18 protein-coding genes and 2 tRNA genes are annotated in these 23,165 nt (G+C 30.0%); 15 read left to right on the top strand and 5 right to left on the bottom strand.

The features are described from left to right. Positions 1–54: 54 nt before the first annotated feature. Positions 55–1,521, top strand: a complete 1,467-nt coding sequence (locus tag AJ887_RS02065; protein ID WP_070239665.1) for an alanine/glycine:cation symporter family protein — start codon at positions 55–57, stop codon at positions 1,519–1,521. Positions 1,522–1,548: 27 nt separating this feature from the next. On the opposite strand, the gene AJ887_RS02060 is transcribed toward AJ887_RS02065, so the two are convergent. Both AJ887_RS02060 and AJ887_RS02055 read right to left on the bottom strand, forming a co-directional pair. Next, positions 1,549–2,277 (bottom strand): amino acid ABC transporter ATP-binding protein, encoded by a 729-nt coding sequence (locus AJ887_RS02060; protein WP_070239663.1) that lies wholly within the window; start codon positions 2,275–2,277, stop codon positions 1,549–1,551. Beyond that, on the bottom strand, positions 2,270–3,013 hold the full coding sequence (locus tag AJ887_RS02055; RefSeq protein ID WP_002861598.1) for an amino acid ABC transporter permease: 744 nt from the start codon (positions 3,011–3,013) through the stop codon (positions 2,270–2,272). The genes AJ887_RS02060 and AJ887_RS02055 overlap by 8 nt, the downstream gene beginning before the upstream one ends. Before the next feature lie 82 nt (positions 3,014–3,095). Here AJ887_RS02055 and AJ887_RS02050 point away from each other — a divergent pair, with 82 nt between their 5' ends. Beyond that, positions 3,096–3,275, top strand: a complete 180-nt coding sequence (locus tag AJ887_RS02050; protein ID WP_010891894.1) for a hypothetical protein — start codon at positions 3,096–3,098, stop codon at positions 3,273–3,275. Next, complete coding sequence (locus AJ887_RS02045; protein ID WP_004305949.1) at positions 3,268–3,837, top strand: DJ-1 family glyoxalase III; 570 nt, start codon at positions 3,268–3,270, stop codon at positions 3,835–3,837. The genes AJ887_RS02050 and AJ887_RS02045 overlap by 8 nt, the downstream gene beginning before the upstream one ends. A gap of 29 nt (positions 3,838–3,866) precedes the next feature. On the opposite strand, the gene AJ887_RS02040 is transcribed toward AJ887_RS02045, so the two are convergent. Then, on the bottom strand, positions 3,867–4,232 hold the full coding sequence (locus AJ887_RS02040; RefSeq protein ID WP_002857192.1) for a histidine triad nucleotide-binding protein: 366 nt from the start codon (positions 4,230–4,232) through the stop codon (positions 3,867–3,869). A 123-nt stretch (positions 4,233–4,355) separates the two neighbouring features. On the opposite strand from AJ887_RS02040, the gene pheS reads away from it, so the two are divergent. From pheS to abc-f, 10 genes are all read left to right on the top strand, one after another. After that, entirely contained in the window at positions 4,356–5,348 is a 993-nt protein-coding gene (gene pheS, locus AJ887_RS02035) for a phenylalanine--tRNA ligase subunit alpha (protein WP_070239661.1), read from the top strand. After that, positions 5,345–7,666, top strand: coding sequence for a phenylalanine--tRNA ligase subunit beta (gene pheT, locus AJ887_RS02030; RefSeq protein WP_044779233.1), 2,322 nt, complete (start codon positions 5,345–5,347; stop codon positions 7,664–7,666). Before pheS ends, pheT begins: the two co-directional genes overlap by 4 nt. Beyond that, positions 7,663–8,949: a 3-phosphoshikimate 1-carboxyvinyltransferase gene (gene aroA, locus AJ887_RS02025; RefSeq protein WP_070284753.1), complete on the top strand. Its 1,287-nt coding sequence runs from the start codon at positions 7,663–7,665 to the stop codon at positions 8,947–8,949. The genes pheT and aroA overlap by 4 nt, the downstream gene beginning before the upstream one ends. Further along, positions 8,939–9,772 carry a 4-hydroxy-3-methylbut-2-enyl diphosphate reductase gene (locus tag AJ887_RS02020; protein ID WP_002861592.1) on the top strand — a complete coding sequence of 278 codons (834 nt, stop codon included), beginning with the start codon at positions 8,939–8,941 and terminating at the stop codon, positions 9,770–9,772. Before aroA ends, AJ887_RS02020 begins: the two co-directional genes overlap by 11 nt. Positions 9,773–9,904: 132 nt before the next feature. Then, on the top strand, positions 9,905–11,575 hold the full coding sequence (locus AJ887_RS02015) for a 30S ribosomal protein S1 (RefSeq protein ID WP_052858649.1): 1,671 nt from the start codon (positions 9,905–9,907) through the stop codon (positions 11,573–11,575). Beyond that, a complete protein-coding gene (locus AJ887_RS02010; protein ID WP_044779236.1) occupies positions 11,575–12,063 on the top strand; it encodes a hypothetical protein in 489 nt (162 codons plus the stop codon). Before AJ887_RS02015 ends, AJ887_RS02010 begins: the two co-directional genes overlap by 1 nt. Continuing rightward, complete coding sequence (gene serA / locus AJ887_RS02005) at positions 12,060–13,643, top strand: phosphoglycerate dehydrogenase (RefSeq protein WP_070239655.1); 1,584 nt, start codon at positions 12,060–12,062, stop codon at positions 13,641–13,643. Before AJ887_RS02010 ends, serA begins: the two co-directional genes overlap by 4 nt. After that, the gene (locus AJ887_RS02000) at positions 13,630–14,292 is read left to right on the top strand and encodes a response regulator transcription factor (protein ID WP_004305935.1); all 663 of its coding nucleotides are present in this window, start codon (positions 13,630–13,632) and stop codon (positions 14,290–14,292) included. Before serA ends, AJ887_RS02000 begins: the two co-directional genes overlap by 14 nt. Further along, positions 14,286–15,575 carry a sensor histidine kinase gene (locus tag AJ887_RS01995; protein WP_012006695.1) on the top strand — a complete coding sequence of 430 codons (1,290 nt, stop codon included), beginning with the start codon at positions 14,286–14,288 and terminating at the stop codon, positions 15,573–15,575. The genes AJ887_RS02000 and AJ887_RS01995 overlap by 7 nt, the downstream gene beginning before the upstream one ends. A gap of 3 nt (positions 15,576–15,578) precedes the next feature. Next, positions 15,579–17,510, top strand: a complete 1,932-nt coding sequence (abc-f, locus tag AJ887_RS01990; protein ID WP_070239653.1) for a ribosomal protection-like ABC-F family protein — start codon at positions 15,579–15,581, stop codon at positions 17,508–17,510. Between the two features lie 30 nt (positions 17,511–17,540). On the opposite strand, the gene AJ887_RS01985 is transcribed toward abc-f, so the two are convergent. Beyond that, a tRNA-Gly gene (locus AJ887_RS01985) sits at positions 17,541–17,615 on the bottom strand. A 10-nt stretch (positions 17,616–17,625) separates the two neighbouring features. After that, positions 17,626–17,712: transfer RNA gene (locus AJ887_RS01980), tRNA-Leu, on the bottom strand. A gap of 180 nt (positions 17,713–17,892) precedes the next feature. Between AJ887_RS01980 and flgL the strand changes: the two genes are divergently transcribed. Both flgL and AJ887_RS01970 read left to right on the top strand, forming a co-directional pair. Then, complete coding sequence (gene flgL / locus AJ887_RS01975) at positions 17,893–20,142, top strand: flagellar hook-associated protein FlgL (protein WP_044779240.1); 2,250 nt, start codon at positions 17,893–17,895, stop codon at positions 20,140–20,142. Positions 20,143–20,249: 107 nt separating this feature from the next. Then, on the top strand, positions 20,250–23,090 hold the full coding sequence (locus tag AJ887_RS01970; protein WP_070284751.1) for an FtsK/SpoIIIE family DNA translocase: 2,841 nt from the start codon (positions 20,250–20,252) through the stop codon (positions 23,088–23,090). Positions 23,091–23,165: the final 75 nt, after the last annotated feature.

Raw genomic sequence — 23,165 nt, 5'->3', positions numbered from 1 at the left:
TTTTTATAAAAATTATGTTAAAGTAAAATTTAGATTATTTTTTGAGGAGTTTGGATGAATTTAGATATTATGCTAGATTTTGCCAATAAAGCGTCTGATATTATAGCTAATAAGATTGTCCCAAATACAGACATTATTATGGTAGTTTTACTTATTGTTTGTGGGCTTTATTATAGTTTTTTAACTCGCTTTGTTCAGTTTCGTATGTTGAGTTCTGTATTTAAAATTCTTACAGAAAAAAACGAAGGACACACTAAAGAACATATTTCACCTTTTCAAGCATTGATGATCTCAACTGCTTCTAGAGTTGGTATAGGAAATATTGCTGGGATTTCTTTGGCATTGGCCACAGGTGGAGCTGGTGCTTTATTTTGGATGTGGGTTATGGCATTTTTTGGTGGTGCCTCAGCATTTGCTGAAAGTACCTTAGCTCAAGTTTACAAATCAAAAGATGATACAGGTGGTTTTAAAGGTGGTCCAGCTTATTATATAAAAAAAGCCTTAGGCTCACATTTTTTTGGAGCTTTTTTTGCTTTTATTCTTATTATTACTTATGCTTATGGATTTAACGGACTTCAAAGTCAAACAATGACTTCGTCTTTTAAAGTTTATTATGATATGTTTAATCCAAATGCTGCTGTAGATTTTGCATCAAGTTCTTGGCCAGTGATTATTGGTATTGTTTTAACTATTTTTGGTGCATGGATGTTTTTTTCTCACCATACTAAAATAGGCAAAATTAGTTCTTTAATTGTTCCTTTTATGGCTTTAGCTTATGTTTTACTTGCTGTGATTGCTGTTTTAATGAATTTTGATAAAATTCCTTCTGTGGTTCATATGATTTTACAAAGTGCTTTTGATTTTAAAGCGATTTTTGGTGGTTTTGCTGGTTCTGCTTTAGTTATAGGGATTAAAAGAGGACTTTTTTCAAATGAAGCGGGTATGGGCTCAGCACCTAATGCAGCTGCAGCAGCTTTGACAAGTCATCCAGCCAAACAAGGTGTTATACAAGCCTTTTCGGTTCTAATTGATGTTGTTGTTTGTACAAGTTCTGGATTTTTAGTTCTTTTTTCTATGGCATATTTAGGGCTTGGAGAAAGTAAAATTGATGGTGGAATGCCTTTAGTTCAAGAAGCTATGCGTGAGTATTATGGTAGCTTTGGAATTCATTTTATTACTATAGCTATTGTTCTTTTTGCAATAACTTCTTTAATAGGAAATTATTATTATGCTCAAGCTAATGTTAAATATTTAACAAATTCCAAATTTGCAATGAATTTGTTTAGAATTACAGCTGTGGCTATGATTTTTATAGGTTCTCAAATGAATTTAAAACTTGCTTGGAATTTGGCTGATTTGACTATGGCCTTCATGGCAACGACAAATATTATATCTTTATTGCTTTTAGGTGGTATAGTAAATAAAGTTTTAAAAGATTTTAATACACAACAAAAATCTGGTATAGATCCTAAATTTAACGCTAGCAAACTTGGAATTAAAAACGCTGAATGTTGGGATTAAAATTCATAAGCCTTAGTGGCTTATGAATTAATGATTTAAAACTTTGTTTAAAAATTCTCTCAATCTTTCATTGTTAGGATTTTCAAATACTTCTTTAGGGCTTGAATCAACAGCAATTTTTCCTTTATCCATAAAAAATATACGATTGGCAACATTTCTAGCAAAACCCATTTCATGGGTTACCACAAGCATAGTTAAACCTTCTTTTGCAACATCTTTCATAATGCTTAGAACCTCGCCTATCATTTCAGGATCTAGAGCTGAAGTAGGTTCATCAAATAAAATAACATCAGGATTCATCATCAAGCTTCTAGCAATAGCTATGCGTTGTTTTTGTCCACCAGAGAGCTTATGGGGCATTATATTTTCTTTGTCTGCTAAACCCACCTTAGTAAGAAGTATTTTTGCTTTTTTTATGGCTTCTTCTTGACTTAAAATTCCTGTTTTAATGGGTGTTAAACATAAATTTTCCATAACATTTTTATTAGCAAAAAGATTAAAATGCTGAAATACCATGCTAACTTTTTGCCTGATCTTATTAATATCAATTTCTTTATCAAGTATGTTTTGCTTATTGATTAAAATTTCCCCACTATCAGCTAATTCTAAGCGATTGATGCAGCGTAAAAATGTACTTTTTCCGCCTCCACTTGGACCTATGATAGCTATTACATCGCCTTTTGAGATTGTAGTCTTAATATTTTTTAAAACTTCTAATTCTCCATATTTTTTTTGTAAATTTTTAATTTCAATCATTTTTATTCATCCTAAGTTCAAGTTTTTTTGCAAAATAACTAAAAATTTTTACACTTACGTAATAAACAAGTCCAGTGAAAATAATAGGTTTTGGATTGTAAAGTACGGCTTGCAAGCTTTGACTTTGCATGGTAATATCAACAACACTAATAAATCCTACAACAGAAGTTTCCTTAAATAAAGAAATAAATTCATTGGCTAATGCAGGTAGAATGTTTTTAGTAGCCTGAGGAAGAATAATTTCTTTCATTGAAGTTTTGTAATCAAGTCCCATTGCTCTTGCAGCTTCCATTTGTCCTTTATCCACACTATTAATGCCACTTCTTACAATTTCTGCTATATAAGCCGAGCTATTAAGTCCTAGTGCAAGAATGGCTGCATAAAGGTTATCTATAAAAGTAAAAATTACAAAAGCAAAAATCATCAATTGTAAAATTACTGGTGTTCCTCGTATAATGTCTATATATTCATCTATAATAAAATTAAGTGTTTTAAATTTAGAGAAGCGTAAAATAGCTAAGCTAAAACCAATAATCACTCCGATAATAACAGCACAAGCAGTTAATAAAAGCGTAATAAGATAACTTTTTAAATAAGCTTTTGCATTTTCTGTATAGCCATAGCTTACAACTCCACTAGGATCTTGAATTTTTAATATTTCTATCGGGAAAGAAAAATAGCCCCATAAAATAATAATAACAAAAAAAACAAAAATTCTTATATTTTTCTGATTCAATTTGTAAACCTTTTCAGAGAAATTATTTAAAAAAAGATTTTATAGAAATATCTTTGAATTTTCTCTAAAGATTTAAAAAAATGTGTTAGAATTTCCCAAAAATAAGGTTGTATTTATGGAAATTTTAGATTTCATTCTAATAGTTATTTTTGTGTTTTTAATGATTGTTTTGGTCATAGGATTCAATCATCAAATGATGCAAAAAAACAAAGAAAGAGAAGAAAGATTTAAAAAATATAAAAAAGGAGAACAAAATGAGTAAAAAAGTATTAATTCCATTGGCTCAAGGTTTTGAAGAAGCTGAATTTATAGGAATTGCAGATGTTTTAAAACGAGCAAGAGAATTAAATCCGGATTTGGAAGTTGTTATAGCTTCGCTAAATAGTGAGTTATTAGTAAAGGGTGCTAATGGCATTAGTATAAAAGCAGATTGTTCTATAGAGGATGTTGATATAGAAAATTTAGATGCCATTGCTTTGGCGGGTGGCTTTGAAGGTATGATGAATCTTAAGAATTCAAATATTATTTTAAATATCATTAAACAACTTCATAGCAACAATAAAATTGTTGCCGCAATCTGTGCTTCTCCTATAGTCTTAAATGAAGCAGGTGTTTTAGAGGGCGAGTTTGCTTGCTATCCTAGTTGTGAAGTTGGACTTAATGGAAATCGTGTTAATAAGGCTGTAGTTGTAAATAAAAATGTTATAACTTCAGCAGGTCCAGCTACGGCAATTCTTTTTGGTTTAGAACTAGCTAAAAAGTTATGCGGTGATGAAATTTATCAAAAATTATACGAGGGAATGTTGCTACCTCTGACAAAATAATTTAAATGGTAGTTTTTCTACCATTTAAATTAAAATAAAGCTTGAGGATTTTCTTTTTTTGTTTTTTCCTTAGGCAGTTCAAAACCTCCAAGCATATGAAAATGCAAATGAAAAACTTCTTGTCCGCTATTTTTTCCACAGTTTGTTACCAAGCGATATCCACTTTTATCTACGCCTAAAAGAACAGCTAGTTCTTGTATGAAACTTGTCATTTTGGCCATAAGTTCAGGATCAAATTCTTGAAAGTCTTTAAAATGTTTTTTAGGGATTATAAGTATATGTATGGGTGCTTTGGGTGCAATATCATGAAATGCTAGAAAATCGTCACTTTCAAGCACTTTATTGCATGGAAGTTTACCTTCAACTATGAGTTCAAAAATTGTTTTTTCTTGCATTATTTATCCTTTTTTATTGTTGGTTTGATACAATTATATCTTTAAAGTTTGGTTTTTATGCTGAATTTAAAATAGTTTTTAATAGAATTAGAACTTGAAATATTTTATTTTAAGGTAAGAAAATTGCAAAATTTTATAGAACAGATTCAAAAATGTGAGAATTTAAATGATTTGGAAGCCATTAGGATTTCCGTTCTTGGAAAAAAAGGTATTTTAACAGAAGGCTTTACAAAGCTTAAAGAGTTAGAAGATGAGGCGAAAAAAGAATTTGCTGCTAAACTAAATGCACAAAAAGAAATATTTAATGAGGTTTATTTAGCTAAATTTAAAGATTTGGAAAATCTTGCTTTAGAAGAAAGAATGAAACAAGATGCTTTAAATTTTAACTATTTTGATGAAAGTATTACAACAGGTGCCTTGCATCCTGTTATGAGCACCATGGATAAAATCATAGAGTATTTTATAGCTTTGAATTTTAGCATAGAAAAAGGGCCTTTAATAGAAGATGACTTTCATAATTTTGAAGCGTTGAATTTACCTAAATCTCACCCTGCAAGAGATATGCAAGATACCTTTTATTTTGATGATAAAAGGCTTTTAAGAACACAAACTTCGCCAGTGCAAATACGGACAATGCTTGCACAAAAACCTCCTATTAGGATGATAGCCCCTGGTGCTGTATTTAGAAGAGATTTTGATATTACGCATACTCCTATGTTTCATCAAGTTGAAGGCCTTGTAGTGGAAGAAGGGCAAAAGGTTAGCTTTGCAAATTTAAAAAGTGTATTGGAAGATTTTTTGCGTTATATGTTTGGAGATGTGAAAGTTCGTTTTCGTCCAAGTTTTTTCCCATTTACAGAACCTTCTGCTGAAGTTGATATTTCTTGTGTATTTTGCAAAGGAAAGGGTTGTAGAGTTTGCAAACATACAGGTTGGCTCGAAGTTTTAGGATGTGGAATAGTTGATCCTAATGTTTATAATTTTGTTGGTTATGAAAATGTAAGTGGCTATGCTTTTGGATTAGGAGTAGAGCGTTTTGCAATGCTTTTGCATCAAATTCCAGATTTAAGATCTTTATTTGAAGGTGATTTAAGATTATTGGAGCAGTTTAGATGATAATTACTAAAAGTTGGTTGAATGATTGGTTAGAACTTGAAGAAATAAGTTCAGATAAAATAGCTAAAACTTTAAATTCTATAGGTATAGAAGTTGATAGGGTTGGCGTTTTAAAGGCTCCAGATAAAGTTGTTGTAGGCTATGTTAAGGAAAAAATTAAACATGAAAATTCAGATAAATTAAGCATTTGTCAAGTTGATATCGGAAGTGAAACCTTGCAAATTGTCTGCGGTGCTGCGAATGTTGATGCAGGACAATTTGTAGCTGTTGCAACTAAAGGCGCTATCATGCCAAACGGTATGGAAATAAAAGAAGCAAAATTACGAGGAGTGGATTCTTGTGGTATGCTTTGTTCTAGTTTAGAACTGGGTTTTGAAAAAATCAATGAAGGAATTATGCTTTTAGATGAGAGTATAGGGAAATTAGAACTTGGGAGAACTTTAAATACTTATGAAATTTTTAATGATGAGCTAATAGAAGTAGAACTTACTCCTAATAGGGGTGATTGTTTAAGTATTTATGGTATAGCTCGTGATTTGGCTACAGCTTTAAATTTAAATTTAAAAGAACCAAAACCATTCAAAGAAAGTGAAAATGTTTTAGGTATCGGTAGGATTTTGCGCTTAGCAGCTGAGAAAGAACTTAATGGACTTTATAATTATCGAGCTATAGAGCTAAAAGAAGAAATTCAAACAAATTTATTGCTTAGTTTAAGACTTGCTCAAATTGAAGGTTTGGGAAAAAATTCCATAGAAAATTTATTAAATTATGCAACGCATTCAACTGGTGTTCTTTTTAATGCTTATGATTTAAGTAGTTTTTCTGAAAAAGATGAAGAATTTACCATCAATTTAAGCAAGCAAATGCATGGAGAAACAAAAGTATCTTATAAAGATAAACTTTTAAGCTTTAGCGGAATTTTTCAAAATAATGAAAGTAGATGTAAAGATGATTCTAAAATAATTATTATTGAGGCTAATTATACCGATCCATTGGTAATTGCAGATGCTAAAATATATCATAAAGATCAAGATGAAAAAATGCTTTATAGAAGTTTTAGGGGAAGTGAGCCTAAATTAAATTTAGGAATGGATTTTTTACTTAGTATTTTTGAGCAGATTCCAAATCTTGTTATTTATAGTTCTTCTCAACAAATTTTAACCGACAAAGAATTACCAATCATACCAATAAGTATTGAAAGTATTGGCGATATAATAGGGCAAAATGTTGATAAAGATGAAGTATTAAAAATATTGAAAAAATTAGGTTTTGAACTCATACTTTCAGGCGAAGGGCTTATAAATGTTAAAGCACCTTTACATCGTCCTGATATTAAAAATTTATCAGATATTTGCGAGGAAGTTGTAAGAATTATAGGTATTGATAATATTGCTTCCAAGGATTTAGAATTTGTAGAAAAAAATCGTTTAAATTCTGCATATAAAAATTATATTGAGTTTTTAAATTTAAGGAAAAGAGCAGTAGCTAGTGGTTATTTTGAAAGCTTACATTATGTTTTAGACAATGAAGAAGAACTTAAAAGATTGGGTTTTGACTCTGTTAAATTAAAACTAATCAATCCAATTACAGCAGAACTTAATACTTTAAGAACAACCCTTTTAAATCATTTATTGAATGCAGCAAGTTTAAATGCAAAAAATTCTAAAAAAATTATTAAACTTTTTGAACTAGGGGTTGTTTTCAATGTCAATAATCAAGAATTAAATCGTATCGCATTTATCCATTCTGGCTTAAAAGAAGAAGCTAAAATTTCTAATAAGGCAAAACCTGAATCGGTGCAATTTTATGATTTTCTTTTAGACATTAAAAATATTATAGGCGATTTTAAACTAAAATCATCAAAATATAATATTTTAAGCCCTTATGAACAAGCAGATATTTATCTATCGGATATTAAAGTAGGTTTTATAGGCCGTTTGCATTTAAAAATAGAAAATGAGAGGGATTTGCCAAAAACATATATTTGCGAACTTGATTTAGATTTAATTAAGCAAGATTTTAAAATAGCTAAGCCTTACTCCAAATTCCCAGCTATCACTAGAGATCTTAGCGTGTTAATACCTAAAGGTTTTGAATACAATCAGATTAAAAATTGTATCGAAGAATTGAATTTAGAAATACTTGAAAATTTTCGTTTAGTTGATATTTATAGTGATGAAAACCTTAAAGAATTTTATAGCATTACTATGAGTTTTTCTTTTAGAGATATAAATAAAACTCTAGAAGATAATCAAGTAAATGAATGCATGGATAAAATTTTAAATACTCTTAAAAATTTAGGTCTTGATTTAAGATGAAAATTTACAAATTGCAAACCTCTATAAATGCTATACTTGAAAATATAGCAGCAGATAAAAGCATATCTCATCGTTTTGCTATATTTTCGCTTTTAACACAAGAAGAAAATAAGGCTCAAAATTATCTCTTAGCTCAAGATACTTTAAACACTCTTGAAATTATAAAAAATCTTGGAGCTAAAATTGAACAAAAAGATTCTTGCGTCAAAATTATACCCCCTAAAGAAATTTTATCTCCAAATTGTATTTTAGACTGTGGAAATTCAGGAACTGCTATGCGTTTGATGATAGGATTTTTAGCAGGAATTTCTGGTTTTTTTATTTTAAGTGGAGATAAGTATTTAAACAATCGTCCTATGAGAAGGATAAGCAAACCACTTACTCAAATAGGCGCTAGAATTTATGGAAGAAATGAGGCAAATTTAGCTCCACTTTGTATAGAAGGTCAAAAATTAAAAGCTTTTAACTATAAAAGCGAAATTTCTTCGGCTCAAGTTAAAACAGCTATGATTTTATCTGCTTTTAGAGCTGATAATATATGCACTTTTAGTGAAATTTCTCTTAGTCGAAATCATAGTGAAAACATACTAAAGGCTATGAAAGCTCCAATAAGGGTTAGTAATGATGGCTTAAGTCTTGAAATAAGTCCTTTAAAAAAACCTTTAAAAGCTCAAAATATAATCATTCCTAATGATCCTTCTTCGGCTTTTTATTTTGTTTTAGCAGCTATTATTTTGCCTAAATCTCAAATTATTTTAAAAAATATTTTACTTAATCCTACTCGTATAGAGGCGTATAAAATTTTGCAAAAAATGGGTGCCAAACTTGAAATGACAATAACTCAAAATGATTTTGAAACTATTGGTGAGATCAGGGTGGAGTCTAGCAAGCTTAATGGCATAGAAGTTAAAGATAATATCGCTTGGTTGATAGATGAAGCGCCTGCTTTGGCTATAGCTTTTGCTTTGGCTAAGGGTAAATCTAGTTTAATAAATGCTAAAGAATTACGCGTTAAAGAAAGCGATAGAATTACTGCGATGGTTGAAAATCTAAAGCTTTGTGGTGTTGAAGCTAGAGAACTTGATGATGGTTTTGAAATAGAAGGTGGATGCGAACTAAAATCTTCAAAAATTAAAAGCTATGGAGATCACCGTATTGCTATGAGTTTTGCTATTTTAGGTTTGCTTTGTGGAGTTGAAATTGATGATAGTGATTGTATAAAAACTTCTTTTCCAAATTTTATAGAGATTTTATCAAATTTAGGAGCTAGGATTGATTATTGAATTAGCAAAAAACTATGGTTTTTGTTTTGGTGTTAAAAGAGCTATTAAAAAAGCAGAACAAATAAAAGATGCCGCAACTATAGGTCCTCTTATTCATAATAACGAAGAAATTTCTCGTTTACAAAAAAATTTTAATGTCAAAACTTTGGAAAATATAAAAGCTTTAAGCAATGAAAAAAAGGCTATTATAAGAACTCATGGTATTACAAAGCAAGATTTAGAAGAATTGAGAAAAAAAGATATAGAAATTTTTGATGCCACTTGTCCTTTTGTTACAAAGCCACAACAAATTTGCGAGCAAATGAGCAAGGAGGGTTATGAAGTTGTTATTTTTGGAGATGAAAATCATCCCGAAGTTAAAGGAGTAAAAAGTTATGTAAGCACAAAAGCTTATGTAGTTTTGGATAAAAAAGAGCTTCAACATATAAAACTTCCTAATAAAATAGCTGTAGTAAGCCAAACAACTAAGAAGCCTGAACATTTTATGGAGATAGTAAATTTTTTAATACTTAAAACCAAAGAAGTAAGAGTTTTTAATACTATATGTGATGCAACTTTTAAAAATCAAGATGCTATTAAAGAACTCTCGCTTAAAAGTGATGTTATGGTTGTTGTAGGGGGTAAAAACTCAGCCAATACAAAACAACTTTTTTTGATTGCAAAAACTAATTGTGAAGATAGTTATCTAATTGAAACCGAAGAAGAGTTAAAAAAAGAATGGTTTTTAGATAAAAAACATTGTGGTATTAGCGCAGGCGCTAGTACTCCTGATTGGATCATACAAAAAGTTATCGCCAAAATAGAAAATTTTAAAATTAATTAAAAAATGTTTTCAATATAGAATAAAAAAGTCAAAAATTTAAAAAAAATTAATAAAAATAAAAAAACTTAACACTAATTAAAGAAAAATAAGGTAAAATCAATCAATTTCTAAAAATTATTTTAAAGGACCATAATGAGCGAGGTGAACAAAAAAGTTCAAGGCGGCGTAGATGATTATCTTGAGGAAGAAGATTTTGGACTGCTTTTAGAGGCTTTCGATAAATCAAGAGAAGAGACTACAACAGAGGGTGTGATTGTAGAGATTAAAAATGATGAAGTTTATGTAGATATAGGCAAAAAATCTGAAGGTATTTTAGCTCTTAGTGAAATACAAGATGATAATTCTAAGCTATTATTTAATGTAGGCGATAGTATTAAAGTTGCTGTTATGGGTTCTCGTGGTGGCAGATCTTTACTTTCTCATAAAAAAGCTTTGAGAAAAGAAAAAGTTATTGAATTTATTAAAAACTATCAAGAAAATCAAGATGATATTTTTACCGTAAAAGTAGTTGGAAAAAATAAAGGCGGATTGATAGTTGTTGATGAAAATGATGTTGAATTTTTCTTGCCAAAATCTCAATATGGCTTCAAAGAAACAAATAACATTATAGGCAAAACGTTTAAAGTTAAAATTATTAAAATCGACAAAGATGAGCAAAGTATCATTGTTTCTCGTAAAAAAACTTTAGATGAGGAGAGAAGAAAACGCAAAGAATTGATCAATAATGTAGCACAACAAGAAGATTTAATTGAAGGTATTGTGAAAAAAATTACCACCTATGGTATGTTTGTAGATGTAGGAGGTGTTGATGGCCTTGTTCATTACAGCGAAATTTCTTACAAAGGACCTGTAAATCCTGGAACACTTTATAAAGAGGGTGATAAAGTTCCAGTTAAAGTTATAAAGTATGATAAAGAACGCAAGCATTTATCCTTATCTATAAAAGCGGCTTTACCTGATCCATGGAGTGAGATAAAAGATACTCTTGATGTAGGTGATACCATTAAAGTAATAGTATCAAATATAGAGCCTTACGGTGCTTTTGTGGATTTAGGAAATGATATAGAAGGATTTTTACATATCAGTGAAATTTCTTGGGATAAAAATATTAAAAATCCAAAAGATTATATCAACAAAGGCCAAGAAATTGATGTTGAAGTAATTGAAATCAATCCAAATGAAAGACGCTTAAGAGTTTCTTTAAGAAATTTACTTTCTAGACCTTTTGATGAATTTATGAAATCTTACAAAATTGCAGATGTGGTTGAGGGAGAAATTACCTCAGTAACTTCTTTTGGTGCGTTTGTTAGACTTGGCGGTATTGAAGGTTTGTTGCATAATGAAGATGCTTCTTGGGATAGAAATGATAAATGCAAAGACAAATTCTCTCAAGGGGATAAAATCAAAGTAAAAATTATCAAAATAGATGAAGAAAACCAAAAAATATCATTAAGCACAAAAGAATTAAGTAGCTCTCCAGTTCAAGAATATGCCAAAATTCATAAAGTCGGCGATATTGTAAAAGGCACTATCCGTGATATTAAAGATTTTGGCGTTTTTGTAGAGCTAAGTAAAAATGTTGATGCTTTAATTCATAAAGAAGATATAAGCACTTCTATGCTTGAAAATTTAAAAATTGGCAACGATATTGAAGCTGCTATAGTTTTTATTGATGAAAAGAAAAATAGAATTCGCCTAAGTGTTAAAAATCTTATTAGAATGAAAGAAAGAGAAGTTCTTAATGAAATCAATAATGATGATAAAGTAACCTTAGGTGATATCATTAAAGATCAACTAACTTAATGAAAAAATACTTTACAATAAGCATTTTGAGTATTTTATTACTCATTTTGCTTGCTGTTGTTTTTACATTACTTTGGCAATTTAAAGCTAATGTAAATTTCATTCCACAATTTGCTAAAGATACAAATACGCAGCCAAGCATTCAAGCTCAAAATCAAGATCTTTCATGGCAAGAAGAATTAGCAAAATGGCCTACAAGAGATTTTACCCCAGCAGCAGAAAAATTTACCTTATATTTTAATGTGGATACTAGCGAGCTTAAGGAGAAAAATAAATATTATCAACTTATAGTTGGAAAATATGATATTTACTCTATGTTTTGCTTAAGACAGACTTTAAATTCTTTTAATGTGAAGTATTTTCTTCTTAAATCAGGCGATAGTCCAGAAATCTTTTTGGATACAGGTAATGAAAAACTTATAGATGATATTATCAAAGAATTAAAAAAATATAAAATAAATACAGAAGTAAAGGAAATTTGGCTATGAAAAAAAAGATTATAGTATGTGATGCTATTTTGGATAAAGGTGTCGATATCCTAAGAAAGGCTGAAGATATTGAGCTTATAGAAGCTGCAAAAGTTCCAAAAGATGAACTTATGCAAATGCTAGGTGATGTTGAAGTTGCTATTACTAGAAGTTCTACAGATGTAGATATAAATTTCTTAAATCATGCCAAAAAATTAAAAGTGCTTGTGCGTGCTGGGGTGGGCGTAGATAATGTTGATATTCCAGAGTGTTCTAAAAGAGGAGTGATTGTGATGAATGTCCCAACTGCAAATACTATTGCCGCAGTTGAACTAACAATGGCACATCTTTTAACATCAGCTAGAAGCTTTGTTAATGCTCATAATTTTTTAAAAATTGAAAGAAAATGGAAAAGAGAAAAATGGTATGGCATTGAACTGATGAACAAAACGCTAGGGGTTATAGGTTTTGGAAATATAGGTTCAAGAGTAGCTATCCGTGCTAAAGCATTTGGTATGAAAATTTTAGCCTACGATCCGTATATTTCTGCTTCTAAGATTACAGATTTAGATATGGAGCAAGCAAAAAATTTGGATGAAATTTTAGAAAAAAGTGATTTTATTACCATTCACACACCAAAAACCAAAGAAACCAATGGTATGATAGGAAAGCAAGAAATTGCAAAAATGAAAGATGGAATAAGATTAATAAATTGTGCTCGCGGAGGATTGTACACAGAAGAAGCTTTATATGAAGGTTTAAAAAGTGGTAAAATAGCATGGCTTGGTATAGATGTATTCGATAAGGAGCCCGCGACTAATCATCCTCTTTTAGACTTTGAAAATATTTCAGTTACTTCTCACCTAGGAGCAAATACTTTAGAAAGTCAAGACAATATCGCAAGAGAAGCTTGTGAGCAAGCACTAAGTGCAGCACGAGGCGTGGCTTATCCTAATGCCTTAAATTTGCCAATTAAAACCGAAGATTTACCACCTTTTGTAGCTCCTTATATAGAACTTGTTTCTAAAATGGCTTTTTTAGCTGTTCAAATTGATAAAAATCCTATAAAAAGTATTAAATTAGAGGCTGAAGGAATTATTGGCGAGTATGCAAATTCTATGCTAACCTTTGCAGCTGTTGGTGCTTTGGGTGGAATTTTAGGAGAGAAAATTAATTATGTTAATGCAGAATTTGTTGCCAAAGAAAAAGGAGTTGAATTATCTTGCGAAACTCTTCCAAATAGTGGTTATAATAATAAACTTAGCGTTAAAATTATCACCGAAAATTCAAATATCAGTGTTTCAGGAACAGTGTTTAATGAAAATGAACAACGCATAGTTGGATTAAATGGCTTTAAAACTGATTTTAAGCCAAAAGGGAAAATGATTATTTTTAAAAACAAAGACATACCAGGAGTTATAGCTAAAATCAGCTCCGTTTTAGCAGCTAAAAATATCAATATAGCTGATTTTAGGCTTGGTAGAGATGGTTTTGGGTATGCTTTGGCTGTTGTTTTGATTGATGAAAAAGTTCAGAAAGAAGTATTAGATGAACTAAAACAATTAGAGGCGTGTGTATTTGTCCAATATGTTGAAATTTAAAATTTTAATTATAGAAGATGATATAGATTTAAACGAACTGCTTGTTTTAAAGTTAAAATCTAGTGGTTATGAAGTTATATCTTTAGTGGATTTTTTTGGAGTTGAAGATTTGCTCGATAATGAGCAAATCGATCTTTTAATAGTTGATAGAAATTTGCCCAGTGGAGATTCTTTAGAAAAAATTCAAGATTTAAGAGAGCAAGGATATAAAGAAGCAGTTATTTTTCTTACAGCCAAGGCTTTGCATCAAGATTTGCTCGAAGGCTTTGAAAGTGGTTGTGATGATTATGTTTGTAAACCTTTTGATTTTAATGAGCTTTTGCTTCGCATTAAAGCAATTTTAAAACGCCATAAAAAAGAAGAAGAAAAACTATCTTTTGGTGATTTTATTTTAGATTTGGCTAATTATGAATTCTTTTACAAAAATCAAAAATTAGAAATCTCAAATCTTGACTATGAGCTTTTAAAATATTTTTTTGAAAATCCAAATACCTTACTTACTAGACAATTTTTAAGCGAAAGCGTTTGGAAAGATGATACTACAAGTGATAAAACAATCAATATAGCTCTAACAAGACTTAGAAATAAATTTCCAAAACTAAAAGATCATATTATAAGTGTTAGGGGTGTTGGCTATAAATTATGCTAAAAACTAAAAATATTTTTATAGTTTTTTTTGTTGTATTGGCTTTAATTTTTGGGTTTATTTTTTATACTTTTACTAACTCTTATCTTAATTTCTTGCTTATAAAACAATATGAACAAAAAATCAAAAGCCTTGATGATGTTTTAAAATTTTCTCTCTTAGAGCATTTAAATGATGCTAATATTAAGGATTTTGCTAAAGATACTAGGGCTGATTTTATTATCCTAAACAATGATATGAAAATAAGTTCTGTAAAAAATCCTGATTTTTTTTCTAATCTTAAAGAAGGAGAAATTTTAAATTTCAATTCAAAAAAAATTCTTACTAAAAGCTTTATTTACAAAGGATATAAATATATTATTATTGTTTATCCTCGTTTTTTAGATTTAGAACTTTTTTGGACAAAAATAGCAATCGGTTTTGGAGTGTGCTTGCTGTTTGTTTTTATTTTAATGTTGTTGCTAGGTAGAAGAATAGAGAAAAATTTTAATAAAATTTTGGATTTTTTAGATTCTATAGGGGATCATAAAGTTGTTATATTAGAAAAAGGAATGTTTAAAGAATTTAATTTACTAAATGAGAAACTTTTAAAAACTAAGGATAAAATTCTAAAGAATACCCAAAAAAATAAAAAACAAAGCGATAAAATTACTTTAAAAAATACTCAGCTTGCTAGTGTGATTTCTGCTATTTCTCATGAGCTTAAAAATCCATTAAGCGTGATTGATCTTAGCTTAGAGATGCTAAAAGACGAGAAATTGGAAGATAAAAAATTAAAAAAGGAATTACTAGAAAAAATTTCGCGTCAAAGCATTAAGCTTAATGCTTTGACCCATAAGCTTAATTTTGTTTTTAATCTTAATAGTGAAGCCTTGCAAATGCAAGAATTTGATCTTTTTTTTCTATGTGAAAAAATCACTAAAAACCCAGGCTTTGAAAGAGTTGTATTGCAAGGTAAAAGCACGAAAGTTAAGGCTGATGAATTTTTAATCGAGCAAGTGATTATAAATTTGCTTTCTAATGCTTTAAAATATAGTCAAAAAGAAGTCATTTTAACAGCAAGAGATCAAAAAATAATAGTGCAAGATTTTGGAAAAGGCATAGAAGAAGATAAAATAAAATTGATTACAAAAAAATTTTATAAAATTGATGTAAAAAGTGATAATTCTTTTGGTTTAGGACTTTTTTTAGTAAAGAAAATTTTAAATATACATAAAAGTTATCTTGAAATTTCTAGCACTTTAGGTTATGGTTCTAGTTTTAGCTTTAAACTCAGTCAAGGATAAAAAATGGCTCTTATAGATTTAATCGAAGCTTCAAAAAAATTTGGAGACAAAATAGTTTTAAATGAAGCAAATTTTAGTGCAAATGAGGGAGAAAAGATTGCCATTATAGGCAAAAATGGAGAAGGAAAATCTACTTTTTTAAAAACGCTTTTAGGCACACTTCCTTTAGATAGCGGTAGAGTAATAAGACAAAATGGAAAAAGCATAGCCATGCTTTCACAAACCGTTGATTTTAACGCAAATTTAAGTGTAAAAGAAGCCATCAAGCAAGAGCTTGCAGAAATTTACAATGCCTTAGAAGAATATGAAATACTGCATAAAAAATTAGAAGAAGATCCTAGTAATAAAGATCATCTTAAAAAAATAGATACGCTTATGACTTTGATTGATAGTAAAGATGCTTGGAATATAGAATCTAAAATAATACGCGTTTTAAAAGAATTTAGTTTGCTTGAGTATGAAAATCGTATTATATCTACTTTAAGTGGTGGAGAAATACGCCGCGTTGGTCTTTGCATACTTTTACTAAAAAATCCTGATATTTTATTGCTTGATGAGCCAACTAATCATTTAGACGTATATATGACAAGCTTTTTAGAAGAATTGCTAAAAAATTCAAAGATGTGTGTGATTTTTATTTCCCATGATAGATATTTTATTGACGCTATAGCACACAAGTGCATAGAAGTGGAACAGGGTAAACTTAGTATTTTTAAAGGCGGATATGCAAACTATTTAGAGAAAAAAACACAAATTTTGCAAAGCCTTGCTAAGAGCCATGAAACTCTTTTAAAGCAATTAAAAAGCGAAGAAGAATGGCTTAGAAGAGGGGTTAAGGCAAGACTTAAAAGAAATGAAGGACGAAAAGAACGCATTTTTAAAATGCGTGAAGAAGCGAAAAAAAATCCCGGAGCAATCAAACGCTTAAAACTTGAAATTTCAAGAGCGGCTTTAAATTTTAATGGAGAAAAAACGATCAATCGTAAAAAAATGCTTTTTGAGCTTAAAAATATAAGCAAAAATATAAACAATAAAAATCTTTTTAAAGATTTTTCAACGCGTATTTTACAAGGTGAACGCATAGCTATCATAGGAAGAAATGGTTGTGGAAAATCGACATTGTTAAAAATTCTTCTAGGGCAAATAAAACAAGATAGCGGTGAAATAAAACGCGGAGAGCTTAAGATAGGATATTTTGATCAAGCTAGAAGCTTGGTAAATTCTGATAAAAGCTTGCTTGAAATTTTTTGTCCCAATGGTGGAGATAGGGTTGAAGTTCGTGGTAAAAATATGCATGTTTATGGATATTTGAAAAATTTTTTATTTCCTAAGGAATTTTTAGATAAAAGTGTGGCTCTTTTAAGTGGTGGAGAGAAAAATCGCGTTGCTTTAGCCTTGCTTTTTACTAAAGAATATGATGTTTTGATTTTAGATGAGCCAACTAATGATCTTGATATAGCTACGATTAATATACTAGAAGAATACTTACTTAGTTTTGAAGGGGCTATTTTGCTAGTATCACACGATAGATATTTTGTTGATAAAATCGCAACAAAACTTTATGCTTTTGAGAGAAATGGATATATAAATATTTTACACACTCTTTATACTGAATATCTTGAAAATGAAAAAGAAATTGAAGAATTGGATAATTTTGCTTTAGAGCTTCAAACCCAAGAGCAAAATAATAACCAAAAAGAAAAAAGCTCTAAAAAATTAAGCTACAAAGAAAATGAGATATTAAAAAACCATCCTGAAAAAATAGATTTTTTAGAGCAAAAGATAGCTAAATTAAATCAAGATTTATCCGATCCAAATGTATATCAAGAAATAGGTATTAACAAGCTTTATCAAGAGCTTGAAGTAATGCAAAAAGAACTTGAAATTCTAGAAAATGAGTATTTTTTAGTATTAGAGAAAAGTGAGAATTTATAATTAATAAAGATTTTATATTTTTTTACTCTATGGAGCGGGAAACGAGATTCGAACTCGCGACCCCAACCTTGGCAAGGTTGTGCTCTACCCCTGAGCTATTCCCGCAAAAAATAAGTGGTGCCCGAGGTCGGACTCGAACCGACACAAGGTTGCCCTTACCAGATTTTGAGTCTGGCGCGTCTACCAGTTTCACCACTCGGGCTCATTTTTAAGATTTAAAGTTGAAATTATACTTTTTTAGACTAAAAAATACTTTAAAAATAAAAAGTATTTTCAAAAAGATTATATAAAATTATGTAATTTAAATTTTTGGAACAGTTATTGCTTTTGTTTATTAGCAATGTTTGAAAAGATTTTAACTTTAATACTTTAGAGGAAAAAAATGAGAATTACAAATAAACTTAATTTCACAAATAGTGTGAATAATTCTATGGGCGGTCAAAGTGCTTTATATCAGATATCTCAACAACTTGCTTCAGGTTTAAAAATACAAAATTCATATGAAGATGCAAGCATTTATATAGATAATACGCGTCTTGAATATGAAATTAAAACATTAGAACAAGTAAAACAAGCAACAAACAGTGCAAAAGAAATGACTCAAAACAGCATGAAAGCTTTGCAAGATATGGTAAAACTTCTTGAAGATTTTAAAGTTAAAGTAACTCAAGCTGCAAGTGATGGGAACTCTCAAACTTCAAGGGAGGCTATAGCAAAAGAATTAGAACGCATAAAAGAGAGTATAGTTCAGCTTGCAAATACTAGCGTTAATGGTCAGTATCTTTTTGCAGGCTCACAAGTTGCAAATAAACCTTTTGATTCCAATGGTAATTATTATGGAGATAAAAATAATATCAATGTAGTAACTGGAGCTGGAACTGAAAGTCCTTATAATATACCTGGATGGGATTTATTTTTCAAAGCAGATGGAGACTATAAAAAACAAATTACTACTAATATCAGTTTTACAGATAATCGTTATACAGATAAAGATAAACAAGAATATTTAAACGGGGATTCTGCTTGGAAACAGCTTATCGGGCAAAATTATGTAAAAGATGGAAAATTAGATCCGGATATAGATTTTGAAGATAAAGACCGAAAACTTAATTTTCCACCTTCAACACTCTATGTTCAAGGAACAAAACCAGATGGAACAAGCTTTAAAAGTGCAGTTTTAGTAAAACCAGATGATAAAATAGAAGATGTATTAGAGCAAATTGGCGCACTTTATGGCAACACTGCTAATAATAAAGTTGTAGAAGTAAGCATCAATAATAGTGGTCAAATTCAAATCACAGATTTAAAACAAGGCAATAATAAATTAGACTTTCATGCCGTAGCCTATACTCCACAAATGGACAAAACAGAAAGTTTCAAAGCAATGGAAAAATTTGTTAAGGATAATGATCTTAACATGGATAATGTTACCAATGCTGTTATGCAAGAGGCTATGAAAAATGGTGATATTACCAATCCAACTAGTCCAGTTACTATTAAATTAACAGGAAAAGATGGAAAAGAGCAAGAGTTTACCTTTAGTTTAGCTCAAACTGATTTTATTAAAAGCAATATGACTGATTCAGCTGGCAACAAAGCCAATGGTGCAGATTATGATAATGTTTATTTTGAAAAAGATGGAAATACTGTTTATGGTAATGTTTCTCAAGTTATTAAAGGAAGTAATGCTTATGCAACTGATTCAACCAAACTTAGCGAGGTAATGGCAGGAAATAGTCTAAATGGTACTACTTTAAATTTAAAAGTCAATTCCAAAGGTGGAAATTCTTACGATGTTACTATAAATTTACAAACTTCAACTGTAAGCTATCCTGATCCTAATAATCCAGGTCAAACCATAAGTTTTCCTATAACCCATACTGATCCTGCAACTGGAAATAGTGGAGTTGTTACAGGATCAAATGATATTACTTATGGTCAAATCAATGATATTATAGGTATGTTTGCCGCAGATAAAATTCCAACCCAAAGCATAACAGCTACAAATGGAAAAGTTGATGCAAATGGTTATAATAGTTTACAACAACTCATGAAAGATTCTCAAGCTACTGTTGATGTAAGCATGGATTATAAAGGTCGCATTAGCGTTACCGATAAGCTATCCTCAGGAACCAACATAGGAATTTCTTTAAGTGATTCTCAAAGTGGACATTTTCCGCAACCACCTTATACTACAACTGCGCAAGTAGAGAATGGTCCAAATTTTAGTTTTAGTGCCAATAATGCTTTAGTTATAGATGAACCAAATGTTGATCTTATAAAAGATTTAGATACTATGATAGATGCGGTTTTAAGTGGTAATATGAGAGCCGATGGAAATTCGGCCGATCCAAGAAATACCGGAATGCAAGGAGCTTTAGAAAGACTCGATCATTTAGCAGATCATATCAGCAAGCTTAATACAACCATGGGAGCTTATCATAATACTATAGATGGTGTCAATACTCGAGTAAATTTCTTAAGCGTAAATGTGCAAAGCATTAAGTCAAATGTTATTGATGTAGATTATGGTGAAGCTATGATGAATTTAATGCAAGTTCAACTTGCATATCAAGCTTCTCTTAAGGCTAGTACAACAATTTCTCAACTTAGCTTATTAAATTATATGTAAAAATTTATGGTATAATTTGGCTTTGATTTTATTTTTAAGGAAAGAATATTAAAAAAGAAGCCATTTTTACCAGCTCTACACTTGTTATTTTTTATATTTGTCTTTGTATGCTAGCACCTAGCATGGGAGAATGGGTTTACAAGGCTAATTTATTTTTATTTGGAGAATTTGGGTATTATTATCCATTTTTTTTACTTGTGTTAAATTATCTTTACTATAGAAAAAATTATAAAATAGAAAATTTTAAGCGTAGAGAGCTTTTTGGTTTTTCTTTGGCCTTTTTTTCTACTTTGCTTTTATTTTCTGTCTTTTATAGAGAGTTTGGGTATATTTTAGAAATTGTATATGGATTTTTTTCTATAATCTTAGGACATACAGGGAGTGGAATTTTTGCTCTTTTGCTTTTGCTATTTTCTTTGATCTTATTGTTTCCGAAATTTGCAAAAGAAATTTTAAAAATAGAATTAGATTTTACTTTTTTATTAAAAGTAGAGCAAGCTTTTAAATCTTTACTTATGCGTGTATTTGGCGGAGAAAATGAGAAAGAAGATGTAGGTAAATCAGAACCTATGGCTCCAAAATTAAATATTTTGCAAGATAGTATTTATGAGAATTTGCAAATAAATAAAAAAGAAAAAACCAATAACTTAGAACAGATAATCAAAGATTGCAATATCAATGCAAGTAAAAATTCAATTACCACAGCTAAGGAAAACTTTGAAAAACTAAAAAATCAAATTTTAGATGAAACCATAGAGATTGATACACAAAGCTTAAAAGAATCAAGAAGTTTTGTTTATGAGCATTCTCAACAAGTGCGAAATTTCGCACAAAAGGCTAGCAAAATGAGCATTAGCCTTGATGAAGATTTTAATTTTATTTCAGAAGAAGGGGTAGATATGATTCCTGAACGTTTTTTAAAACCTAAAAAACTTGAAGATATAAAGCAAATAGATACAAATAAAAATTTAGATGAGCCAAGTTATAAGCGTAAAAATATTGAAATTCCAGTTTCTAAACAGGAAGTTAAACCAAAAATTTTCACAAAAGAGCTTGAACTTAGAGAGAATTTGATAAAAAAAGAAAAACTAGAACAAGAATACAAAGCCTATCAAAATGAAATTTTAGAAAATAAAGTAAAACAAGAAATTAAAAAATTAGAAGAATATGATGCGATAAATTCAAGCGATATTATAGAAGGGAATAAATACAGTTTTAATAACTCAAAGACAATCAAAACAGAAACAGAAGAATCAAACAAAATAAATGAAAATAAAAATCCAGATAAAGCAGACAATATCTTCGAATTTACTCCTATTGTAGAAGAGTTAAATCATCCTTATATAGAACCTACTCCTATAAAAAATATAAATGAAATAGTTATAGAAGAAAAAAATACACTCGATTTTATCCAAAATACAGAAATTAAAATCGATAATGAAAAAACAAATGATCAAGAAATTAAACTTCAAAAAGCAGTTTTAGCCAAAGAAATTGCTATTAACCAAGCTTTATTGCGTGAAATAGAGCAGGGTGAGATAGAAAAACCAAAAGATTTCATCTTGCCACCATTAGATTTTTTAGCTAATCCAAAAGAGCATAGACAAGAAATCAATGAAAGTGAAATAGATAAAAAAATTTATAATCTTCTTGAAAAGTTGCGTCGTTTTAAAATAGGTGGCGATGTTATAAGTACTTATGTTGGTCCTGTGGTAACTACTTTTGAATTTCGTCCTAGCGCAGATGTGAAAGTAAGTCGTATTTTAAATTTACAAGATGATTTAACTATGGCTTTAATGGCAAAATCAATCCGTATTCAAGCTCCAATACCAGGAAAAGATGTTGTAGGTATAGAAGTCCCAAATGATGAAATTCAAACTATTTATCTAAGAGAAATTTTACAAAGCGAAGTTTTTAAAAATGCTAAAAGTCCTTTAACTATAGCTTTGGGCAAAGATATAGTAGGCAATGCTTTTGTAACCGATCTTAAAAAACTTCCGCATTTACTCATCGCAGGAACTACAGGTAGCGGTAAAAGTGTGGGGATAAATTCTATGCTTTTAAGTCTTTTATATCGTAACTCTCCTAAAACCTTGCGTTTGATGATGATAGATCCTAAGATGCTTGAATTTAGCATTTATAATGATATTCCTCATCTTTTAACTCCTGTTATCACAGATCCAAAAAAAGCAGTCAATGCACTTTCAAATATGGTGGCTGAAATGGAAAGACGCTATCGTTTAATGGCTGATGCAAAAACCAAAAATATAGAAAATTACAATGAAAAAATGAAAGAATTAGGTGGTGAAGAACTTCCTTTTATTGTAGTAATTATTGATGAACTTGCTGATTTGATGATGACTGCGGGTAAAGATGTAGAATTTTACATAGGAAGACTTGCACAAATGGCAAGAGCAAGTGGAATTCACTTGATTGTAGCTACACAACGACCTTCTGTTGATGTTGTAACAGGACTGATTAAAGCGAATTTACCAAGTAGAATTTCTTATAAAGTAGGGCAAAAAATTGACTCTAAAGTTATTTTAGATGCTATGGGTGCCGAGAGTTTACTTGGAAGAGGGGATTGTTTATTTACTCCTCCTGGAACAAGCTCTATAGTGCGTTTGCATGCGCCTTTTGCAAGCGAATTTGAAATAGAAAAAATCGTGGATTTTCTAAAGGATCAACAAAGTGTAGAATATGATGAAAGCTTTTTAAAAGATCAACAAAGCATGGGGGTTACAACAAATGAAAGCTTTGATGGGGAAGTAGATGAGCTTTATGAAGAAGCTAAAAGAGTAATCTTAGAAGATGGAAAAACAAGCATTTCTTATCTACAACGCCGTTTAAAAATCGGCTATAACCGCTCTGCAAATATTATTGAACAACTTACGCAAAACGGGATTTTAAGCGAACCTGATGCCAAAGGACAAAGGGAAATCTTGTAAGATTTTTCTTGTATTTTTGATATATAAAACTGATTACAAAAGAAGAAATTTAAAAAGAAAAAGCCCCGTAAAAAG

The sequence above is a fragment of the Campylobacter sp. BCW_6466 genome (genome assembly GCF_001762835.1).
Classification (GTDB): domain Bacteria; phylum Campylobacterota; class Campylobacteria; order Campylobacterales; family Campylobacteraceae; genus Campylobacter_D; species Campylobacter_D jejuni.
The sequence above is the reverse complement of the archived record's forward strand: the minus strand, read 5'-3'. Positions and strand labels throughout refer to the sequence as shown.

Coding starts and splice junctions, on each gene's coding strand:
- AJ887_RS02060 (WP_070239663.1), bottom strand. CDS start 2,277: ATGATTGAAATTAAAAATTTACAAAAAAAATATGGAGAATTAGAAGTT.
- aroA (WP_070284753.1), top strand. CDS start 7,663: ATGAAAATTTACAAATTGCAAACCTCTATAAATGCTATACTTGAAAAT.
- AJ887_RS01995 (WP_012006695.1), top strand. CDS start 14,286: ATGCTAAAAACTAAAAATATTTTTATAGTTTTTTTTGTTGTATTGGCT.
- AJ887_RS02040 (WP_002857192.1), bottom strand. CDS start 4,232: ATGCAAGAAAAAACAATTTTTGAACTCATAGTTGAAGGTAAACTTCCA.
- pheT (WP_044779233.1), top strand. CDS start 5,345: ATGATAATTACTAAAAGTTGGTTGAATGATTGGTTAGAACTTGAAGAA.
- abc-f (WP_070239653.1), top strand. CDS start 15,579: ATGGCTCTTATAGATTTAATCGAAGCTTCAAAAAAATTTGGAGACAAA.
- serA (WP_070239655.1), top strand. CDS start 12,060: ATGAAAAAAAAGATTATAGTATGTGATGCTATTTTGGATAAAGGTGTC.
- flgL (WP_044779240.1), top strand. CDS start 17,893: ATGAGAATTACAAATAAACTTAATTTCACAAATAGTGTGAATAATTCT.
- AJ887_RS01970 (WP_070284751.1), top strand. CDS start 20,250: ATGCTAGCACCTAGCATGGGAGAATGGGTTTACAAGGCTAATTTATTT.
- AJ887_RS02015 (WP_052858649.1), top strand. CDS start 9,905: ATGAGCGAGGTGAACAAAAAAGTTCAAGGCGGCGTAGATGATTATCTT.
- AJ887_RS02000 (WP_004305935.1), top strand. CDS start 13,630: ATGTTGAAATTTAAAATTTTAATTATAGAAGATGATATAGATTTAAAC.
- AJ887_RS02045 (WP_004305949.1), top strand. CDS start 3,268: ATGAGTAAAAAAGTATTAATTCCATTGGCTCAAGGTTTTGAAGAAGCT.
- AJ887_RS02010 (WP_044779236.1), top strand. CDS start 11,575: ATGAAAAAATACTTTACAATAAGCATTTTGAGTATTTTATTACTCATT.
- AJ887_RS02065 (WP_070239665.1), top strand. CDS start 55: ATGAATTTAGATATTATGCTAGATTTTGCCAATAAAGCGTCTGATATT.